At 74.6% G+C, this 19,826-nt stretch carries 16 protein-coding genes; 9 read left to right on the forward strand and 7 right to left on the reverse strand.

Going from position 1 to position 19,826, the window contains the following annotated elements:
• Position 1 precedes the first annotated feature (1 nt).
• From D1781_RS06375 to aroA, 3 genes are all read right to left on the reverse strand, one after another.
• A complete protein-coding gene (locus D1781_RS06375) occupies positions 2-808 on the reverse strand; it encodes an inositol monophosphatase family protein (protein ID WP_119481359.1) in 807 nt (268 codons plus the stop codon).
• Between the two features lie 103 nt (positions 809-911).
• Positions 912-1,991 (reverse strand): ribosome small subunit-dependent GTPase A, encoded by a 1,080-nt coding sequence (gene rsgA, locus D1781_RS06380; RefSeq protein WP_119481360.1) that lies wholly within the window; start codon positions 1,989-1,991, stop codon positions 912-914.
• Positions 1,988-3,298: a 3-phosphoshikimate 1-carboxyvinyltransferase gene (aroA, locus tag D1781_RS06385; protein WP_119481361.1), complete on the reverse strand. Its 1,311-nt coding sequence runs from the start codon at positions 3,296-3,298 to the stop codon at positions 1,988-1,990. Before aroA ends, rsgA begins: the two co-directional genes overlap by 4 nt.
• A 108-nt stretch (positions 3,299-3,406) precedes the next feature.
• Here aroA and D1781_RS06390 point away from each other — a divergent pair, with 108 nt between their 5' ends.
• On the forward strand, positions 3,407-4,261 hold the full coding sequence (locus D1781_RS06390; protein ID WP_325048804.1) for a sigma-70 family RNA polymerase sigma factor: 855 nt from the start codon (positions 3,407-3,409) through the stop codon (positions 4,259-4,261).
• A gap of 5 nt (positions 4,262-4,266) precedes the next feature.
• Entirely contained in the window at positions 4,267-4,506 is a 240-nt protein-coding gene (locus tag D1781_RS06395) for a zf-HC2 domain-containing protein (protein WP_119481362.1), read from the forward strand.
• Positions 4,507-4,561: 55 nt separating this feature from the next.
• Here the strand turns inward: D1781_RS06395 and D1781_RS06400 are convergent, their stop codons facing one another.
• Complete coding sequence (locus tag D1781_RS06400; RefSeq protein WP_119481363.1) at positions 4,562-8,419, reverse strand: multifunctional oxoglutarate decarboxylase/oxoglutarate dehydrogenase thiamine pyrophosphate-binding subunit/dihydrolipoyllysine-residue succinyltransferase subunit; 3,858 nt, start codon at positions 8,417-8,419, stop codon at positions 4,562-4,564.
• Positions 8,420-8,514: 95 nt separating this feature from the next.
• On the opposite strand from D1781_RS06400, the gene guaB1 reads away from it, so the two are divergent.
• Positions 8,515-9,963, forward strand: coding sequence for a GMP reductase (guaB1, locus tag D1781_RS06405; protein ID WP_119481364.1), 1,449 nt, complete (start codon positions 8,515-8,517; stop codon positions 9,961-9,963).
• A gap of 48 nt (positions 9,964-10,011) precedes the next feature.
• On the opposite strand, the gene D1781_RS06410 is transcribed toward guaB1, so the two are convergent.
• Together D1781_RS06410 and D1781_RS06415 are read right to left on the reverse strand one after the other, a co-directional pair.
• On the reverse strand, positions 10,012-10,905 hold the full coding sequence (locus D1781_RS06410) for a leucine-rich repeat domain-containing protein (protein ID WP_119481365.1): 894 nt from the start codon (positions 10,903-10,905) through the stop codon (positions 10,012-10,014).
• A gap of 89 nt (positions 10,906-10,994) precedes the next feature.
• Positions 10,995-11,981 carry a ketopantoate reductase family protein gene (locus D1781_RS06415; protein WP_119481366.1) on the reverse strand — a complete coding sequence of 329 codons (987 nt, stop codon included), beginning with the start codon at positions 11,979-11,981 and terminating at the stop codon, positions 10,995-10,997.
• A gap of 175 nt (positions 11,982-12,156) precedes the next feature.
• Here D1781_RS06415 and D1781_RS06420 point away from each other — a divergent pair, with 175 nt between their 5' ends.
• Both D1781_RS06420 and D1781_RS06425 read left to right on the forward strand, forming a co-directional pair.
• Positions 12,157-13,500 carry a hemolysin family protein gene (locus D1781_RS06420; RefSeq protein WP_119481367.1) on the forward strand — a complete coding sequence of 448 codons (1,344 nt, stop codon included), beginning with the start codon at positions 12,157-12,159 and terminating at the stop codon, positions 13,498-13,500.
• 91 nt (positions 13,501-13,591) lie between these two features.
• Entirely contained in the window at positions 13,592-14,620 is a 1,029-nt protein-coding gene (locus tag D1781_RS06425) for a hemolysin family protein (protein ID WP_119481368.1), read from the forward strand.
• Positions 14,621-14,712: 92 nt separating this feature from the next.
• On the opposite strand, the gene D1781_RS06430 is transcribed toward D1781_RS06425, so the two are convergent.
• On the reverse strand, positions 14,713-15,327 hold the full coding sequence (locus D1781_RS06430; RefSeq protein ID WP_119481781.1) for an HAD family hydrolase: 615 nt from the start codon (positions 15,325-15,327) through the stop codon (positions 14,713-14,715).
• A 52-nt stretch (positions 15,328-15,379) separates the two neighbouring features.
• Between D1781_RS06430 and D1781_RS06435 the strand changes: the two genes are divergently transcribed.
• The 4 genes from D1781_RS06435 (at position 15,380) to D1781_RS06450 (ending at position 19,755) form a co-directional block, all read left to right on the forward strand.
• Positions 15,380-16,213 carry an ADP-dependent NAD(P)H-hydrate dehydratase gene (locus D1781_RS06435; protein ID WP_119481369.1) on the forward strand — a complete coding sequence of 278 codons (834 nt, stop codon included), beginning with the start codon at positions 15,380-15,382 and terminating at the stop codon, positions 16,211-16,213.
• An 88-nt stretch (positions 16,214-16,301) separates the two neighbouring features.
• Positions 16,302-17,180, forward strand: coding sequence for an FAD:protein FMN transferase (locus D1781_RS06440; protein WP_119481370.1), 879 nt, complete (start codon positions 16,302-16,304; stop codon positions 17,178-17,180).
• A gap of 34 nt (positions 17,181-17,214) precedes the next feature.
• Positions 17,215-18,468, forward strand: a complete 1,254-nt coding sequence (locus D1781_RS06445) for a glycosyltransferase 87 family protein (protein ID WP_119481371.1) — start codon at positions 17,215-17,217, stop codon at positions 18,466-18,468.
• 9 nt (positions 18,469-18,477) lie between these two features.
• Positions 18,478-19,755 carry an MFS transporter gene (locus D1781_RS06450; RefSeq protein WP_119481372.1) on the forward strand — a complete coding sequence of 426 codons (1,278 nt, stop codon included), beginning with the start codon at positions 18,478-18,480 and terminating at the stop codon, positions 19,753-19,755.
• Positions 19,756-19,826 lie beyond the last annotated feature (71 nt).

A 19,826-nucleotide genomic window follows, 5' to 3' on the forward strand; every position in this document is an offset into this window, starting at 1 on the left:
GTCAACGGGCTGGGTCGGCCGGATGTGAGTCGAGGACCGCGAGCACCTCGTCGTGCAGCAGCCCGTTCGTCGCGAGCGCGGTGCCCTGCCAGGGTCCCTCGCCGCCGGCGAGGTCGGTGAACCGGCCGCCCGCCTCCAGCACGATGGGCACGAGCGCGGCGATGTCGTAGACCTTGAGGTCGTGCTCCCCGGCGAGGTCGAGCTGGCCCTCGGCGACGAGCACGTACGCCCAGAAGTCGCCGAGCGCCCGGGAGCGCCACGAGCCGCGGGTGAGCGCGAGCAGCGCGTCGAGCCGGCCCGCGTCGTCCCAGCCCTGAATCGCGTTGTAGCTGATGAAGGCGTCCTCGAGACGCCGGACGCCGGAGACGGCGAGCCGCGTCGGCTCGCCCGCGGGGAGGTCGGCGGCCCACGCGCCCTGCCCGCGCGCGCCCCACCAGCGTCGGCCGAGCGCCGGCGCGGACGCGACGCCGACCACGGGCTCCCCGTCGACGGCGAGGGCGATCAGGGAGCCCCACACCGGCTGGCCGCGGAGGAAGTTCGTGGTGCCGTCGATCGGGTCGACGATCCACTGCCGGCCGGGGGCGCGGTCGCCGCCGTACTCCTCGCCGAGGATCGCGTCGTCCGGCCGCTCGGCGGCGAGGATCTCCCGGATCGCCCGCTCGACGGCCCGGTCCCCGTCCGTGACCGGGGTGCGGTCCGGCTTCGTCTCGATGCGCAGGTCCGCGGCGCGGAAGCGGGCGCGGCTCTGCGCGTCGGCCGCGTCGGCGAGGCGCAGGGCGAGGGCGAGGTCGTCGGCGAGGTCCGGCACGCCGCCATCCTCCCGGACATCCGTGAACGGCGGGGTGCGCGGAGTGGTCTCGAGGCTCCGTCGTCGCACCTCGACCAGCGGGGGAGGGGGCTCCCGCTGCCGCTCAGTCCTCGTCGGCGCCCGTCACCCGGCCGCCCTGCGCGTCGAGGAGGCGCTGGAGGGACTCGAGGCGGCGGCGGCCCGCGTCGCCGAGCTCGCCGGCGCCGACGCGGTCGACGATCTCCCAGTCGTGCGCGTCCGCGAGCGGGATCCCGTCGGGCGGGTCGACGACGGGCAGGGCGCGCGCGGCGAACGACCTGAGGATGTTCGCGGGGTCCACGTGCCCGAGGCCGAAGGAGCGGATGCCCGGGGTGTCGATCACCCAGCCGGCGGCGGGGAGCCCCGCGGCGCGCTCCTCCTCGGTCGCGTGGAGGCGCAGGGCCACGGACGACGACGAGGTGTGGCGGCCGCGGCCGGTCACCGCGTTGACGACGCCGGTGGCCCGCTGCGCCTCCGGCACGAGCGCGTTCACGAGCGTCGACTTGCCGACGCCCGAGTGGCCGACGGCGACCGTGGTGCGGCCGAGCAGCGCCGCGCGGACCGGGCCGAGATCCTCGCCGCGGCGGGTGGTGAGGATCGTCAGCTCGATCGGCGCGAACTCCGCGATGAGCGGCGCCGGGTCGGCGAGGTCGGTCTTCGTGATGAGCAGCGCGGCGTCGATGCCGGCGTCGAACGCCGCGACGAGGTAGCGGTCGACGAGCGCCGGACGCGGCTCTGGATCCGCCACCGCGACGACGCAGAGCAGCTGGTCTGCGTTCGCGACGACGACGCGCTCGACCTCGTCGGTGTCGTCCGCGCTGCGCCGGAGCACCGTGGTGCGCGGCTGGATGCGCACGATCCGCGCGAGCGACCCCTCCTCCCCGGTGAGGTCCCCGACCACGTCCACGCGGTCGCCGACGACCACGCCCTCCTTGCCGAGCTCGCGCGCCCGGGTGGAGAGCACGGTGCGCTCGTCGGCGCCGTCCTCGTCGACGAGCACCTGCATCCGGCCGCGGTCGACGGCGACGACGCGGCCGGGCACCGCGGCCTCGTGCGCGGGCCGCTGCTTCGTCCGCGGGCGCGTGCCCTTCCGGTTCGGCCGGACGCGGACGTCGGCCTCGTCGTACTCCTCGTACGGCTCGTCCTCGTCCGTCAGCCAGCTCACGGCAGCATCCGCTCCCACAGCGCGGGGAAGCCGGGCAGCGTCTTCGCCGTCGTCGCGACGTCCTCCACGGCGAGGCCGGGCACGGCGAGGCCGAGCAGCGCGCCCGTCGTCGCCATCCGGTGGTCGTCGTAGCTGCGCCACGGGCGGTCCCCGGCGACCGGGCGGCCGCCGTGCACGACGAGGCCGTCCTCCGTCTCGTCGACCGGCACCCCGACCGCGCCGAGCTCGGCGGCGAGGGCCGCGAGCCGGTCCGTCTCGTGCCCGCGGAGGTGCCCGATGCCGGTGAAGGTCGAGGTGCCGTCCGCGAACGCGGCGAGCCCGACGAGCGTCGGCGCGAGCTCGCCGCCCTCCCCGAGGTCGAGGTCGACGGGGCGCAGCGGTGCGGTCGCGACGCCGTCCGCGGTCACGGCGAGGCCGTCGCGGTGCCGCTCGACCACGGCGCCGAAGGCGGGCAGCCAGTCGCGGAGGCGGTCGCCCACCTGCGTCGTTGACCCGGGCCAGTCCGGCACGACGACCCGGCCGCCCGCGACGAGCGCGGCGGCGAGGAACGGCGCCGCGTTCGACAGGTCGGGCTCGATGACGAGGTCCCGGCCGGCGATCCGGTGCGGCGGCACGGTCCACCGCGCGTGGTCGGCGGTCACGTCGGCCTCCGCCCGCACGCCGCGGCGGGCGAGGGCGTCGATCGTCATGTCGATGTGCGGCAGGGAGGGGAGCCGGGCGCCGAGGTGCTGCACCTCGATCCCGTTCGCGAAGCGCGCCGCCGAGAGCAGCAGCCCCGACACGAACTGGCTCGACTGCGACGCGTCGAGCGGCACGGCGCCGCCCGCCACACCGCCCGCGCCGACGACGGTGAACGGCAGGGCGCCCCGGCCCTCATCGTCCACCTCCACCCCGAGGGCGCGGAGGGACAGGATCGTCGTCGCCATCGGCCGCAGCCGTGCGCGCTCGTCGCCGTCGAACCGCACCGGCCCGTCGGCGAGGGCGGCGACCGGCGGCAGGAACCGCATCAGGGTGCCGGCGAGGCCCACGTCGACCGCGGCGCCGCCGCGCAGCGGTCCCGGCGTCACGAGGAGGTCGTCGTCCTCCCGCGAGACCACGGCGCCGAGCGCCTCGAGCGCGGCGATCATCAGCTTCGTGTCGCGCGCGAGCAGCGCCCGCCGCAGGCGCGACGGCCCGTCGGCGAGGGCGGACAGCACGAGCTCGCGGTTCGTGAGGCTCTTCGAGCCCGGCAGGCGCACCGTCGCGTCGAGCGGACCGGTCGCCGTCGGGGCGGGCCAGAGCTCGGCGGAATAGGTCGCGTGCGCCATCGGTTCCAGCCTAGGACCGGCCCGGAAGACGAAGGAGGACGCATGGCGACCGCACTGCTGACCCGGCGTCCCGTGAGCCTCCCGGTGCCGCAACTACACTCCCTCGGCATGCAGTCCCCGTCCGAGCCCGCCCGCTCCGCCGCCGACGACGCGGAGCTCGAGGCGCTCGTCGCGAGCCAGTCCAACGCCGACGAGGACCTCCTCGACGCCGACCACGACGACGAGGGCCGCGACGCGGACGAGGACTCGATCGACGACGAGGCCGACCTCGCGCAGGCGCCCGACGCGGCCGAGGCGGCGACGCTCGAGGACACCGTCGAGGAGGGCCTCGAGGACGTCGACGACGTCGCGCCCGACCAGGCGCAGCTCCGCGCGCTGTTCGAGACGCAGGCGCTGCCCTTCATCGACCAGCTCTACGGCGCCGCGATGCGGATGACGAGGAACCCCGCCGACGCGCAGGACCTCGTGCAGGAGACGTTCGTGAAGGCCTTCGGCGCCTTCCGGTCCTTCCAGCAGGGCACGAACCTGAAGGCCTGGCTGTACCGAATCCTCACGAACACCTACATCAACAGCTACCGCAAGAAGCAGCGGGACCCGTACAAGTCGTCGACCGACGACCTCGAGGAGTGGCAGCTGGGCGAGGCCCAGTCCACGACCTCCGCGTCCCGCTCCTCCCGCTCCGCCGAGGCGGAGGCGATCGACCACCTCCCGGACTCGACGGTCAAGGAGGCGCTGCAGTCGATCTCCGAGGACTTCCGGCTCGCGGTCTACCTGGCCGACGTCGAGGGCTTCTCGTACCAGGAGATCGCCGACATCATGCACACGCCCGTGGGCACCGTGATGAGCCGCCTGCACCGCGGCCGTCGCCTGCTCCGCGAGCGGCTGACCGAGTACGCGCAGGAGCGCGGGATCGCGATGGGCGCGGTGTCGCGCCGGACCGCCCCCGCCAGGAAGGGAGCCTGAGACCGATGACGGACTGCGGCTGCGAGAAGGCCAAGCAGGACCTCGAGGAGTACCTGCACCACGAGCTCGAGCGTCACGAGTACGCCGACATCTCCGAGCACCTCGCGAACTGCGCGGACTGCTCCGACGAGGTGCACCTCGGTCGCGTGCTCACCGAGGCCGTGAAGCGCGCCTGCCGGGACACGGCTCCCGAGGAGCTGCGCGTGCAGGTCATCACGAGCCTCCGGATGACCATCACCCACTAGCCCTGCACCTCGGAGGCGGTCCGGCTCGCCGGACCGCCTCCGAGACGCTCAGGTCTCAGAGGGCGAAGACCCGCTGGATCAGGTCGGCCTGCTCCGCCTGGTGCCGCTTCGCGGAGCCCGCGGCGGGGGAGGCGGAGGCGGGCCGGGACACGACCCGCACGCCGCGGCCCTCGTCGATCCGGCCGCGCAGCATCTCGAGCTGCACGAACGGCGCCGCGCCCTGGTTCGCCGGCTCGTCCTGCGCCCACACGACCTCGGCGTTCGGGTAGCGGCCGAGGACCTCGGCCAGCTCCGTCCGCGGCACCGGGTAGTACTGCTCGACGCGGACGAGCGCGGTCGTCCGGTCGTCCCGCTTCTCCGCCTCGGCGGCGAGGTCGTAATGGATCTTGCCGGCGTGCAGCACGACCCGCGTGACGGCGCCCGGGTCCTGGATCCGCGCGTCGTCGATCACCGGCTGGAAGCCGCCCTCGGTGAAGTCCTCCACCCCGCTCGTCGCGCTGCGAAGGCGCAGCATCGACTTCGGGGAGAACACGATCAGCGGCCGTCGCGGACGCGCCACGGCCTGCCGGCGCAGCAGGTGGAAGTACGACGCGGGCGTCGACGGCTGCGCGATCGTCATGTTGTCCTGCGCGGCGAGCTGGAGGAACCGCTCGATGCGGGCCGACGAGTGGTCCGGGCCCTGCCCGTCGTAGCCGTGCGGCAGCAGCAGCACGACGCTCGAGCGCTGGCCCCACTTCTGCTCGGAGGCGGAGATGTACTCGTCGATGACGATCTGGGCGCCGTTGACGAAGTCGCCGAACTGCGCCTCCCAGAGCACGAGGGCCTCGGGGCGCTCCACGGAGTAGCCGTACTCGAAGGCGAGGGCGGCGTACTCGCTGAGCAGCGAGTCGTAGATCCAGAGCGGCGCCTGGTCGTCGGACAGGTGCGCGAGCGGCGTCCACTCGGCGCCGGTCTCCCGGTCGTGCAGCACCGCGTGGCGCTGCACGAACGTGCCGCGCCCGGAGTCCTGCCCGGCGATGCGCACCGGGGTGCCCTCGAGCAGCAGCGTCCCGAACGCGAGCAGCTCGCCCCACGCCCAGTCGATGCCGCCGGAGCGCGTCATCTCGGCGCGCTTCGCCAGCAGCTGCTGCAGCTTCGGGTGGACCGTGAAGCCCTCCGGCGGGTTCGCGAAGCGGTCGCCGATGCGCTGCAGGACGCCCGCGTCGACGGTTCGGCCCTCGGGCGCGCCCTCGTCGCGCTGCGCCGACGGCATCTCGAGGTCGGCGACCCGGTCCGAGTCCGCGTCGGGCTCGGGCGCGATCACCGGGATGCTGGCGGTCTGCGCCTCGTGCGTCTCCGCGAAGGCCTGCTCGAGCCGCGACTGGAAGTCGCGGTGCGCGTCGTCGTAGAGCTCCTGCGTGATGTCGCCGCGGCCGACGAGCGCCTCCGTGTACAGCTTCCGGACGCTGCGCTTCGCCTCGACCAGGTTGTACATGACCGGCTGCGTCATCGACGGGTCGTCGCCCTCGTTGTGCCCGCGGCGGCGGTAGGTGACGAGGTCGACCACCACGTCGCGGTGGAACTCCTGCCGGTAGGCGAACGCGAGCTCCGCGACGCGGGCGACGGCCTCCGGGTCGTCGCCGTTCACGTGGAAGATCGGCGCCTGGATCGTCTTGGCGACGTCCGACGCGTAGATCGAGGTGCGACCGTCGGAGGGCGAGGTGGTGAAGCCGACCTGGTTGTTCACGATGATGTGCACGGTGCCGCCGGTGCGGTAGGCCCGCAGCTGCGACATCTGCAGCGTCTCGACCACGACGCCCTGCCCGGCCATCGCCGCGTCGCCGTGGATGAGGATCGGCAGCACGCGGAACGTCGCGACCGGGTCGCGGTCCTGCTTCGCGCGCACGATGCCCTCGAGCACCCCGTCGACGGTCTCGAGGTGCGACGGGTTCGCCGCGAGGGTGACGGGGAGCGTCTCGCCGGTCGCCGAGACGTACTCGCCCTCGGTGCCGAGGTGGTACTTCACGTCGCCGGAGCCCTGGACCGTCTTCGGGTCCTGGGTGCCCTCGAACTCGCGGAAGATCTGGCCGTAGGTCTTGCCGCAGATGTTGGTCAGCACGTTCAGGCGGCCGCGGTGCGCCATCCCGATCGCGGCGGAGTCGAGCGCGTCCTCCTCCGTCGCCCGCTGCAGCACCGTGTCGAGCAGCGAGATGAGGCTCTCGGAGCCCTCGAGGCTGAACCGCTTCTGCCCGACGTACTTCGTCTGCAGGAAGGTCTCGAACGCCTCCGCCTGGTTCAGCTTGCCGAGGATGCGCATCTGCTCGGCGTGCGTCGGCTTCGCGTAGGGCCGCTCGAGCGCGGCCTGGAACCAGGTGCGCTGGGACGGGTCCTGGATGTGCATGTACTCGACGCCGACCGTGCGGCAGTAGCTGTCGCGCAGCTGGCCGAGCACGTCGCGCAGCCGCATCGCCCGCTTGCCGGCGAAGCCGCCGACGACGAACTCGCGGTCGAGGTCCCAGAACGTCAGGCCGTGGTTGCGGATGTCGAGGTCCGGGTGCGACCGCTGCTGGTAGACCAGCGGGTCGACGTCGGCGAGCAGGTGCCCTCGCACGCGGTACGCGTTGATGAGCTCCTGCACGCGCGCGGTCTTCGACACGTGGTCCGCGAGGTCCACGTTGATGTCCTGCGCCCAGTGGATCGGGTCCGAGGGGACGCGGAGCGCCGAGAAGATCTCCTCGTAGAAGTGCTCCTCGCCGATGAGCAGCTGGTGCACGATCCGCAGGAACTCGCCCGAGCCCGCGCCCTGGATGACGCGGTGGTCGTAGGTGGAGGTGAGCGTGATTGTCTTCGAGATGCCGAGGTCGATCAGGGTCTTCTCGCTCGCGCCCTGGAACTGCGCCGGGTACTCGAGGGCGCCCGCGCCGATGATCGCGCCCTGGCCGACCGTCAGGCGGGGCACGGAGTGCACCGTGCCGATGCCGCCCGGGTTCGTCAGCGAGATCGTGGTGCCGCCGAAGTCCTCGACGGTGAGCTTGTTCGCGCGCGCCTTGCGCACCAGGTCGTCGTAGGCGGCGACGAACTCCGCGAAGTTCATCGTCTCGGCCCGCTTGATGGAGGGGACGAGGAGCGCGCGGGAGCCGTCGGGCTTCGGGATGTCGATCGCGAGGCCGAGGTTGATGTGGCCCGGCTGCACCACGGACGCCTTGCCGTCGATCTCGGCGTAGTGCACGTTCTGGCTCGGGAACTCGATCAGCGCCTTGACCAGCGCCCAGCCGATGAGGTGGGTGAAGCTGACCTTGCCGCCGCGGGCGCGGCGGAGGTGGTTGTTGATGACGATGCGGTTGTCGATCATCAGCTTCGCCGGGATCGTGCGGACGCTCGTCGCGGTCGGGATCGACAGCGACGCGTCCATGTTCGTCGCGAGGGCCTTCGCCATGCCGCGCAGGGGCGTCACGGTGTCGTCGGTCGCGGCGCCGGACTGCACGCGGGAGGCGGGCGCGTCGGCGGGGATCGGCTTCGCAGCCGGCGCCTTCGCTGACGCGGGCTGCGCGGCAGGGGCCTTCGCGGGCGCGGCGGGCGCCTGCTGCGCGGGCTTCGCCGGCTCGGCCTGCTGCTGCTGGGCCGGTGCGGCCTTCGGCGGGGCGGGCACCTCGCGGGGCGCGGCGTCCGCGGCGGGCTGCGCGGGGGCGTCGCTCGTGTGCGGCGCGGCCTGCTCGCCGCTTCCCGCGGCGTCCGTCGCGGCGCCCGGCTCCTCCTGCGGATGGAGCACCGCGTCGGGGTCGACCGGCCGGTAGTCCTGGAGGATCGGCCACCACGACCGGTCCACCGAGTCCTTGTCGGCGATGAACCGCTCGTAGAGCTCGTCCACCAGCCACTCGTTGGCGCCGAACTCGCTCGCGGCGCCCTCCTCGGTCCCCGTCAACTGGTCCGACACCGGCTCTTCGCCCACTTCGTTCGCTCCCTGCAGTCGCAGCACCCCAGGCTACGCCCGACGCGCGTGCGCGAGGCGGCACGGATACCGTTTCGGACATGCGTTTCCTCAGCGCGCCGCCCCCGTACGACCTGACCTACTCGGACGTCTTCCTGGCGCCCGCGCGCTCGGGCGTGTCGAGCCGGCTCGACGTCTCCCTGGTCCCCGACGACGGCACGGGCGCGACCCTGCCCGTCGTCGCGGCGAACATGAACTCGGTGACGGGCCCGCGGCTGGCCGCGACGCTCGCCCGGCGGGGCGGCCTCGGGGTGCTCCCGCAGGACCTGCCGCGCGCCGAGCTCGAGGACGCGATCGCGTGGGTGAAGGCGCAGTCGACCCGCTGGGACTCGGCGATCGTGCTCGCGCCGAAGGCGACGGTCTGGGACGCGCAGCGGCTCGTGACGGGCGGGGCGGACCGCGGCGTCGTCGTCGTGGACAAGGACGGCGCGGTGCAGGGCACGGTGACGGCGGCCGCGCTCGCGAAGGCGGACCCCGGCACGCGGCTCCGCGACCTGCTCGCCCCGGCGTTCGCGTCGATCGCCCCGACCGCGCCCGGACCCGAGGAGCTCTTCCACCGCTGGGACGCGCTGCTCGACGGGTCCGAGCACGAGTTCGCCGCGGTGGTCGAGGACGACCGCGTGATCGGCACCGCGAGCCGGCGGAGCCTCGTCCGGCAGGCGATCTACGCGCCGGCGCTCGACGCGCAGGGCCGCCTCCGCGTCGCCGCGGCGATCGGCATCAACGGCGACGTCGCCTCCCGCGCCAGGGACCTCGCCGCGCTTGGCGCGGACGTGCTCGTGCTCGACACGGCGCACGGGCACCAGGAGGGGATGCTGCACGCGCTCGAGACGGTCGCGGGCCTCGACCTCGGGCTGCCGCTCGTCGCCGGCAACGTCGTGACGGCGGAGGCGACGCGGGACCTCGTCCGCGCCGGCGCCTCCATCGTCAAGGTCGGCGTCGGGCCCGGCGCGATGTGCACGACCCGCATGATGACCGCCGTCGGGCGGCCGCAGTTCTCGGCGGTGCTCGAGACCGCCGACGCGGCGCACCAGCTCGGCGCGCACGTGTGGGCGGACGGCGGCGTGCGCTACCCGCGCGACGTGGCGCTCGCGCTCGCCGCGGGCGCGTCGTCGGTGATGATCGGCTCCTGGTTCGCGGGCACGATCGAGGCCCCCGGCGTCATCGAGCGTGGTGCGGACGGCGCGCTGTTCAAGCAGAGCTGGGGCATGGCCTCGACGAAGGCGGTCAGCACCCGCTTCGGTGACCGCGACCCCTGGGAGCTCGCGCGCAAGGAGCTGTTCGCGGAGGGCATCTCGAGCTCGCGGATCCTCATCGACCCGCTCCGGCCGGGCGTCGAGGACCTGCTCGACATGATCACGACCGGCGTGCGCTCGTCGTTCACCTACGCGGGCGCGGCCGACCTCGTCGCGTTCCGCGAGCGGGCGACGGTCGGCGTGCAGTCGGCCGCGGGCTACGAGGAGGGCAAGCCGCTCCCCGTCGGCTGGTGACGCCTCGATCGACGCCCCGTCCCTGATCCGACGGAGCGCTCGGTCGGATCAGGGACGGAGCGTCGAAGTAGTCAGGGTGTCCGGCACCGCGCCGCTGTCGAGGACCAGCAGCTCCTCGAGCGCGGGGAGTCCGGCGAGGAACGCGGCGCTCCGGAGCCCATGCAGGCCGTCGAGCTCGAGCGACCGCAGCGTCGGGGCCGGCGCTCGGGTGAGCGGCGCGAGGTCCGTGATCCGGGGCTGATCGGCGAGCGCGAGCGACTCCAGCCCGGCCAGGTCGCCCAGCGCCTCCGCGTGCTCGTCCTCGAATCGGCTGACGCGCCAGAAGCGGAGCGCGCGGAGGTGCGGGACCCGGGCGAGGGGAGCGAGGTCGCGCACCCGGCCGAACCCGAACGAGAACGCCTCCAGCGCGGGGTGCCCGGCGAGCGCCTCGAAGTCCGCGACGCGGGAGGCGTACAGGCCGAGGTGCCGCAGGGCTGGCAGGTCGGCGACGACCTCGAAGCCCCGCTCGTGCCCGGCGATCCCGAGCTCCTCGAGCGCGGCCAGCGCAGCGAGGGGCGCGAGGGACGGACGCCGGCTGAGCGTCTCCGGCAGCGACAGCGCACGCAGGTCGACGAGGTCCGCGAGCGGGGCGAACGACTCGGTCCGGGCCGTCGAGAGCGAGAGGTGCCGGACGCGGGGCATGAGCGCCGTCCAGGCGAGATCCGCGTCGGCGCGGCCGCACGCGTACACCTCCACCTCGGGGAACGCCTCGACCGCGTCGCCGATCGCCCGAAGGAGGTGCGCCGGCAGCGGCTCGTCGAACTGGACCCGGAGCCCCTGCGCCGGCTGCCCGGCGCGGCCGTCGACGCGATGGTGGGCCTCGACGAACGCGAGCAGCTCGTCGATCGACGTGTCCGGCGCGACCTCGACGTACTCCTCGCTCTCGAGACGCAGCGCCGGCACGGCCCCACTCTTGCAGCGGTGACGCCTCGATCGACGCGCAGTCCCTGATCCGACGGAGCGCTCGGTCGGATCAGGGACGGGGCGTCGGTCTAGCGCAGCGCGGCGAGGAGGTCGGCCGCGCGTCGGGAGCCGGGCTCGCCGCCCTCGTCGAGCAGGCGCCACATCTCCCGCTGCAGCAGCGCGTTCGCCGGGGTCGGCACCCCGTGGAGGCGGCCGAGGCGGGCGATCTCGCCGTTCAGCCAGTCCGTCTCGACGGTGCCCTGCCCGCGCGTGACGCTCTGCCAGGTCGAGCCGCCGGCTCGGCCGCGGCCGCCGACCGCCTGCGCCGAGTAGCCCGAGATGTCCGCGGCGTACCGCTCGTCGTCGACGACGGCCAGCCCGGCGGCCGCGAAGCACGCCTCCGCCTCGGCGCGCGCGAGCGCGTCCAGCCGCGCGGCGCCCTCCTCGTCGTCGTGGCCGCTGAGCGCCTCGACGGCGTTGCCGACGTTGCGGAGCAGCTTCGCGCGCTTCCACGCCATCACGTCCTCGTCCGCCCGGCCGCGGAACCCCGCCGCGGTCAGGTCCTCCGCCGCCCGGTGGTCGACCTCGTCCGTCCCGCCCTCCGCACGGCCGACCGTGAGTACGCCGGCGACCGGCGCGCCCTCGCCGATCACGACGCCCGGCTCGAGGTGGGTGGCCGGCAGGTTCACGCAGACGCCGTGCACGTGGGGACCGAAGCGGAGCGCCGCGTCCTCGTTCGCGACGCCGTTCTGCGCGAGCAGCAGCGGGAGGACGTCGGTCGCCCGGCGGTCGCCGACGCGCAGCGCGGCGAGCTGCTCCAGCACGCCAGCGGTCTGCTGCGACTTCACGGCGACGAGCACGGCGTCGTCCTCCCGCAGCCCGATCGCCTCGAGCGTCGGCGCGACCGGCAGGCGCAGGCGCAGCTCGCGGTCCGGCCGCCGCACGACCAGCCCGTCCCGGGCGATCGCGTCCCCGTGCGGGCCGCGGGCGACGAGCGCGACCTCCCGCCCGGCGTCGGCCAGCAGGCCCCCGATGACCCCGCCGACCGCTCCCGCTCCCACGACCACGTACCGCATCCCGGCATCCTGCGGCCCGGTGCCCGAACGTCCGCCGGAGGCGCCGGCAGGGGAGCCGAGAGCCGACGGGTCTCCCGGTCGTGCGGATCCTGAATCGAACGCGGACGCCGGGACCGCGGCCGGTACACTCGGGGCCCTGATGGACGATCATTCGCCCTGTCCCGTGGTCCGCTAGATGCTCTGGTTCGACCTGCTCCTCCTCGCGATCGGCGTGGTGCTGACGTTCGGCACCGGCCTCTTCGTCGCCGCCGAGTTCGCCCTCGTGAACCTCGACCGCTCCGACCTCGAAGCCCGGCAGCGCGGCGGGGAGAAGGGCCTCGACCTCACGATCGCGGCCCTGAAGATCACCTCGACGCACCTGTCGAGCGCGCAGCTCGGCATCACGCTGACGACGCTGCTCGCCGGCTACACGTTCGAGCCGGCGCTGTCCGCGTTCATCGACGCGCCGCTCGTCGCGCTCGGGGTGCCCGAGGAGGCCGTCGCGCCGGTCGGCGTCGTGCTCGGCCTGCTCATCGCGACCGTGATCAGCATGATCCTCGGCGAGCTGCTGCCGAAGAACCTCGCGCTCGCCGGCCCCGTCCGCGTCGCCCGGTTCGTGATGCCGTTCCAGACCGGGTTCACGATGGTCTTCCGCCCCGCGGTCGCGGTGCTGAACGGCGCCGCGAACCGGGTGATGCGGCTGCTCGGCATCGAGCCGAAGGAGGAGCTCTCGGGCGCCCGCACGGCGCAGGAGCTCTCCTCCCTGGTCCGCCGCAGCGCCATGGAGGGCGTGCTCGACAGCGACACCGCGACCCTGCTCGAGCGGACGCTGACCTTCTCCGGCCACACCGCGGCCGACGTGATGACGCCGCGGCCGCGCCTCAGCACCGTCGCCCGGTCCGCCTCCGCCGCGGACGTGCTCGACCTCGCGCGCCGGACCGGCTACTCCCGCTTCCCGGTCACCGGCGAGGACGGCGTCGACGACGTCGTCGCCCTCGTACACGTGAAGCAGGCGATGGCGGTGCCGCGCGACCGCCGCGCGGACGTGCCGGTCGGCGCGATCGAGACGGAGGCCCTCCGCGTGCCGGAGACGATGACCCTGGACGCGCTGCTCGGCGAGCTGCGCGGCCGCGGCTACCAGATGGCGGTCGTGCTCGACGAGTACGGCGGCACGGCGGGCGTCGCGACGCTCGAGGACTGCGTGGAGGAGCTGGTCGGCGACCTCGTCGACGAGCACGACCGCACCCGCGCCGGCGTCGTGCGCGGCACCGACTCGATCACGTTCCCCGGCATGCTGCGGCCCGACGAGCTCCGCGACCAGGCGGGCGTCCGCGTGCCCGAGTCCGGCCTCTACGAGACCGTCGCCGGCTACGTCGTCAGCGAGCTCGGGCGCCTGCCGAAGGTCGGCGACACCGTGCAGACCGAGCAGGGCACCCTCGAGGTGCTCCGGCTGGACGGGCGCCGCGTGGACCGCCTCCGCTTCCGCGCGGACCCCGACGCGCCCGCGAACCGGGTCGAGACCGCGGCGGTAGCGCCGTGAGGCGCTACCGCCGCGCAGCGGCTGGGCCCCTGCCCGCCGGTTCCGACGCGGCGCGGAGCGACGTGGCGGCCGTGCGGGAAGGGAGGGCCCCGTGAACGACTGGGCGGGCATCGGGTGGCTTGTCGTGCTGCTCGCGGTCAACGCGTTCTTCGTCGCCAGCGAGTTCGCGGTCATCTCCGCGCGCCGCTCGCAGATCGAGCCGCTCGCGGAGGAGGGCCGCCGCTCGGCCCGTGTCGCGCTCGGCGCGATGGAGCACGCGACCCTCATGCTGTCGACGACGCAGCTCGGCATCACGGTCGCGTCGCTGCTGATCCTGAACGTCAGCGAGCCGTCGATCCACCACCTGCTCGAGGTGCCGCTGCACCTCACCGGGCTGCCGGAGGAGGCGACCGGCGTGGTCGCCTTCGTGATCACGCTGCTGCTCGTCACCTTCCTCCACGTCGTGTTCGGCGAGATGGTCCCGAAGAACGTCGCGTTCTCCGTGCCGGACCGGGCCGTGCTGCTGCTCGCGACGCCGCTGGTGTTCGTGGAGCGGGTCTTCCGGCCGCTCATCTACGCCCTGAACGGCACCACGAACGCGCTCGTCCGCCTCGTCGGCGTCGAGCCGAAGGACGAGGCGAACAGCTCGTTCACGCTCGACGAGGTCGAGACGATCGTCGAGACCTCGAGGCGCGAGGGCACCCTCGACGACGCGTCGGGCACGCTGTCCGCCGCGTTCGAGTTCACGGAGAAGCAGGTCGCGGACGTGACGGTGCCGCTCGCGGAGATCGTCGGGCTGCCCGCGTCGGCGACGCCGGACGACCTCGAGCGCGCCGTCGCGCAGAGCGGGTTCTCCCGCTACCCGCTGGTCGACGCGGGCGGCAAGCCGGTCGGCTACCTGCACCTGAAGGACGTGCTCGAGCTCGCCGAGTGGGACCGGCCGATCCCCGGGAAGCTCGTGCGGCGGCTGATCTCCGTCTCCGCGGGCACGGAGCTCGAGGACGCGCTGGCGGTGCTGCGCCGCGACCGGCAGCACCTCGCCCGCGTCGTCGAGCAGGACGGCGCGGTGCGCGGGATCCTCTTCCTCGAGGACGTCATCGAGGAGCTGGTCGGCGAGGTCCAGGACGCGACCCGGCGCTAGGCGCGGGTGGTCTCGAGCCCCTCGCCCGGGAGCACCGGCCGTGGGGCCCGTCGTTTCGCTCGCACCTCGACCAGCGAGGGAGGGCGAGCGCGTCAGGCGAGGGACTCCAGGAAGGCGCGGAGGGACGCCGGGTCGGTGTAGACGTGCCCGGTGATGCCGATCGACTGGGCGCCGCGCACGTTCGCCTCACGGTTGTCGATGAAGACCAGGTCGGCCGGGTCCAGCGACAGCGCGTCCGCCGCGGCCCGGAAGATCGCGGGGTCGGGCTTCAGCAGCAGCAGCTCGCCGGAGACGACGATCTGCTCGAACAGCGCGCCGACGGGGGAGAAGCGAAACGGGCCGCCGTAGTCGGGGTGCGCGTTCGACAGCAGGGCCAGGCGGGTGCCGCCGTCGCGCAGGTCGACGAGCACGCGGACCACCTCCGGGTCCGCGGTCGTCCAGCTGCGGAAGTCGAGCGCCCAGAGCCGCTGCGCCTTCGGCACGTCCCAGCGCTGCCCGCAGGCCGCGCCGATGCCGAGCCAGTAGTCGGTGGTCGAGAGCACGCCCTCGTCGAGCCGGTCGCGGTCGGCGTGGTACGCCCGCCAGAAGGGCTCGGCCTCGACACCGGCCTCCGCGACCATCGCCGCCCGGTCCTCGTCGGACGGGGTGTACGAGATCACCTCCCCGTAGTCGAAGACGACCGCGCGCGGGGAGAGGGAGAGGGCCACGACGAGCCACCGTACCCAGGGGCCGCCGACCGTCCGGTGGCACGCTGGCGGCATGACGAGGGCGGGCTTCTCGGCGGTGGAGGCGGCGCGCGCGATCGCGGTGCCGTCGGCGGACAGCGACAAGTACTCGCGCGGCGTGCTCGGCGTCGTCACCGGCTCGGACCGGTTCCCGGGCGCCGCCGTGCTCGGGGTCGAGGCCGCGTCCCGCACCGGCGTCGGCATGATCCGCTACCTCGGGCCGGAGCGCCCGGCGGCGCTCGTGCTCGCCCGGCGCCCCGAGGTGGTGACCGCCGACGGCCGCGTCCAGGCGTGGCTGCTCGGGTCGGGCACCTCCCCGGACCGGGACCCGGCGGAGCGGGAGCGCCTCGTCGGACTGCTCGAGCAGCGCCTGCCCGTCGTGCTCGACGCGGGCTCGCTCGACCTGGTCCCGGAGGCGCAGGGGCCGGCCGTCCTGACCCCGCACTTCGGCGAGCTCGTCCCGGTGCTCGCGGCCGCCGGGGTCGAGACGAGCAAGGACGAGGTGGCCGCGGACCCCGAGCGCTGGGCGGTCCGCGCCGCTGCCGCGACCGGGACGACCGTGCTGCTGAAGGGCGCGACCACGATGATCGCCGACCCCGACGGCCTCGGGTACGCGGTGCGGGCGGGGCAGCCCTGGCTCGCGACCGCCGGCTCCGGCGACGTGCTGGGCGGGGTGCTCGGCGCGCTGCTCGCGACGCACTCGCCCGAGCTGCAGGAGCGGCCCGCGCTGCTCGCCGAGCTCGCCGCGGCCGCCGCGTGGATCCACGGCGAGGCCGGCCGCGTCGCGTCACGCGGCGGCCCGATCCAGGCCCTCGACGTCGCCGAGGCCGTGCCGGCCGTGATCCGGCGGCTGCTCGCGGGCGCATAGCCGATCCACGAGGACCGCGGGGCGCGCCGCGGACCGCGCCCCGGTACGGTCGAGCGGCGGGCACCGCCGCACCGGGAGGAGCCGCCGGATGAGGACCGCCGCAGGCGCGCGGACGAGCATCGCCTTCGACGCGATCGGCACGCGCTGGACGATCACGGCGGCGGAGCCGATCGAGGCCGCGCTCGTCGCGCGCGTCGACGAGGTGATCGCGGAGTACGACGCGCTGTGGTCCCGCTTCCGCCCCGACTCCGGCGTCGCGCGGATCGCGGCCGGCGAGGCGGTCGATCTCGGGCCGACGGCGCCGCCGCTGCTCGACCTGCTCGCCGAACTCCGCGAGCGCACCGGCGGCGGGGTCGACCCGCTCGTCGCCGCCTCCCTCGACCACCTCGGCTACGGCCCGGCCGGCGACCTGCGGCCCGCACCGGGTTGGCTGCCGGCGCCGCGGGCCGCGATCCGGCGCGACGGCACCGTCGTCCGGACGGACCCGCCCGCGCTGCTCGATGTCGGCAGCGCCGGGAAGGGCCAGCTCGTCGACCTGGTCGCCGCGGCCCTCGCCGACGCCGGCCGTCGCGAGGCCATCGTCGACGCGAGCGGCGACCTCCGCGTCGCGGGCGCGCCGCTCCGCGTGGCCCTCGAGCACCCCTACGACCCGACCGCGGCCATCGGCGTGGTCGAGGTGGCGGAGGGCGCGATCGCCGGGTCGGCGGTGAACCGGCGCGACTGGTCCCTCGAGGGCGGCCGGCGCCTGCACCACGTGCTCGACGCGCGGACCGGCGAGCCCGTCGACACCGTCGCCGCGACCTGGGTGCTGGCGGAGTCGGCGATGGTGGCGGACGCCCTCGCGACCGCGCTCTTCCTCGTCGAGCCCGAGGCGCTCGAGGACGCGTACGACTTCCGGTGGGTCCGCATGCGCACGGACGGCGTCGCGACCTGGTCGGCCGACCTCCCGGGCGAGGTGTTCGGCTGACGGGCCGTCCCCGATCCTCGATACGGTTCCGCGTGTGAGCGACGTGCGCCGCCCGGCGACCTCCCCGCGGGACCGCGTCCTCCTCGTCGTCGGCTTCGTCGCCGTGCACGCCCTCGTCGCGGTGCTCTGCTACGGCGGGGCGCCGAACCAGCCGGCGGGGGACGTCACCGGCGTCTACCGGTTCTGGATCGACTACTGGCACACCACCGGGTCGCTCGTCGGGATCGACACCGACTGGGTGTACCCGATCGCGGCGCTCCCGCCGATGGTGCTCGCGGGGGTCTTCGGCGGCGGGCCCTACCTCGCCGTGTGGCTGCTCATCGTCACCGTGCTCGACGCGGTGGCGGTCGTGCTCCTCGCCCGCCGCGGGCGGGGGCTCGCCTGGTGGTGGCTGCTGTTCACCGCGCTGCTCGGCCCGGTGTCGCTCAGCCGCATCGACGCCGTCGCCCTGCCGATCGCGATCGTCGGCGTGCTGCTGCTCGCGGAGCGGCCCGCCGTCGCGGCCGTGCTGCTCACCGTGGCGACCTGGGTGAAGGTGTGGCCGGCCGCGATCCTCGCCGCGGCGCTGCTCGGCGGCCGGCGCATCACCTCGATCGTGTCGGGCGCCGCGCTGACCTCGGCCGTGATCATCGGGCTCGCGCTGCTCGCCGGCGCTCGCGGCACGGTGTTCTCCTTCGTCACGGCGCAGGCGACCCGCGGCATCCAGATCGAGGCCCCCGTCGCGCTGCCGTGGCTCTGGTCGGCCGCGTTCGGCGACCCGGCCGTCGGCGTCTACTACGACACCGAGATCCTCACCTTCCAGCTCCGCGGCGCCGGCGCGCAGACCGTCGCCGACCTGATGACCCCCGTGCTCGCGCTCGGGGTGCTGCTCGTCGTGCTGCTCGCGCTGCTCGCCCGGCGGCGGGGCGCCGACCCCTCGACCGTGCTGGCCGTGACGGCGCTCGGCTTCGTCAGCGCCGTCGTCGCGCTGAACAAGGTGGGCTCGCCCCAGTACCTCACCTGGTACGTCGCGCCGGTGCTGCTCGGCCTGCTCGTCGCACCGGCCCGCTTCCGGCTGCCCGCGGTGCTCGTGCTCGTGACGGCCGGTCTGACCCAGCTGATCTACCCCTGGTTCTACGCCTGGATCATCGCGCCGACGCCGTGGGCGATCGCGCTGCTGACCCTGCGCGACGGCCTCCAGGTCGCCCTCCTGGCCTGGTGCCTGATCGAGCTCCGCGTGGTGCCGGGCCCGACCCGGCGCCGGTCCGGCGCGCCGCTGACGGACGGGGCCGTCCGGGCGCACGCCTAGGCTGGAGGCGTGGGTCCCGACGGTCGCGGCCGGGCGGTCGCGGACCCGGTGCAGCACTCGCGCGCGGTCGTCGTGCTGGCGCTCGCGGCGCTCGCGCTCGGCGGCTTCGCGATCGGCTCCACCGAGTTCGTCGCCCTCGGCCTGCTGCCCGACATCGCGCGGGAGCTGCTGCCCGACGCCTGGGCGCGGTCCCACGCCGACGCGGTCGCGAACGCCGGCGTGATGGTCTCGGCGTACGCCGCGGGCGTCGTCGTCGGGGCGCCGACCATCGCCGCGTTCGGCGCGCGCCTGCCGCGGAAGACCCTGCTGCTCGGCCTCCTCGTCGGCTTCGTCGTGGCGACCCTCGCGACCGCCGTCCTGCCGGGGTTCGGCCTCGTCGTCGCCGCGCGGTTCGTCGCCGGGCTGCCGCACGGCGCGTACTTCGGCGTCGCCACGCTGGCCGCGTCCGAGCTGCTCGGCCCCGGTGCGCGCGGCCGCGCCGCGGCCTTCGTGCTCGCGGGCCTCACCACGGCGAACGTGGTGGGCGTGCCCGTCATCACGGCGATCGGCCAGGCGGCCGGCTGGCGCGCGGCGTACCTCGTCGTCGCGGCGGCCTTCGCGCTCACCTTCGTCGCCGTCGCGATCGCGCTGCCGCGGGGGCACAGCGACGCGAGCGCGACCGTCGGGCGCGAGCTGCGCGCCTTCGCCCGCCCGCAGGTCTGGTTCGCGATCGCACTCGGCGCCATCGGCTTCGGCGGCCTCTTCTCCGCGTACACCTACATCGCGCCGATCACGACCGACGTCACGGGCCTTGCCGCCGGCGTCGTGCCGCTCGTGCTCGTCGTGTTCGGCGTCGGCATGACGATCGGCAACCTCGCGGGCGGCTGGTTCGTCGACCGCGGCGTGCGGCGGGCCGTGCTCGTCTGCTTCGTCGGCGTGCTGCTCTCGCTCGCCGAGCTGCTCGTCGGCGCCGCGGACCCGGTCGGCCTGTTCGTCGGCGTGCTGCTGATCGGCGCCTTCTCCGCGGCCCTGAGCCCGGCGATCCAGGTGCGGCTGATGGACGTGGCCCACGGCTCGACGACGATCGCGGCCGCCTCCACCCACTCCGCGCTGAACATCGGCAACTCGCTCGGCGCGGCGCTCGGCGCCCTGGCCATCGCCGCGGGCCTCGGGTACCTGTCGCCGATCGCGGTCGGCATCGGCATGACCGCGCTCGGGCTCGTCCTCGCCGCGGTCGCGTTCTCGCTGGAGACCCGCACCGCACGACACGGCCTCGCCCGCGCGGAGCTCGCCGGCCCCGAGGCCTGACCTCCGTCCTCCGTCCTGTCGGCGTTCCCCGCCGAGGAGACGAAGAACGGCCGGCCTCCCGAAGGAGACCG

Source organism: Amnibacterium setariae (genome assembly GCF_003581425.1).
Classification (GTDB): domain Bacteria; phylum Actinomycetota; class Actinomycetes; order Actinomycetales; family Microbacteriaceae; genus Amnibacterium; species Amnibacterium setariae.

Coding starts and splice junctions, on each gene's coding strand:
- aroA (WP_119481361.1), bottom strand. CDS start 3,298: ATGGCGCACGCGACCTATTCCGCCGAGCTCTGGCCCGCCCCGACGGCG.
- D1781_RS06390 (WP_325048804.1), top strand. CDS start 3,407: ATGCAGTCCCCGTCCGAGCCCGCCCGCTCCGCCGCCGACGACGCGGAG.
- D1781_RS06395 (WP_119481362.1), top strand. CDS start 4,267: ATGACGGACTGCGGCTGCGAGAAGGCCAAGCAGGACCTCGAGGAGTAC.
- guaB1 (WP_119481364.1), top strand. CDS start 8,515: ATGCGTTTCCTCAGCGCGCCGCCCCCGTACGACCTGACCTACTCGGAC.
- D1781_RS06415 (WP_119481366.1), bottom strand. CDS start 11,981: ATGCGGTACGTGGTCGTGGGAGCGGGAGCGGTCGGCGGGGTCATCGGG.
- D1781_RS06420 (WP_119481367.1), top strand. CDS start 12,157: ATGCTCTGGTTCGACCTGCTCCTCCTCGCGATCGGCGTGGTGCTGACG.
- D1781_RS06435 (WP_119481369.1), top strand. CDS start 15,380: ATGACGAGGGCGGGCTTCTCGGCGGTGGAGGCGGCGCGCGCGATCGCG.
- D1781_RS06440 (WP_119481370.1), top strand. CDS start 16,302: ATGAGGACCGCCGCAGGCGCGCGGACGAGCATCGCCTTCGACGCGATC.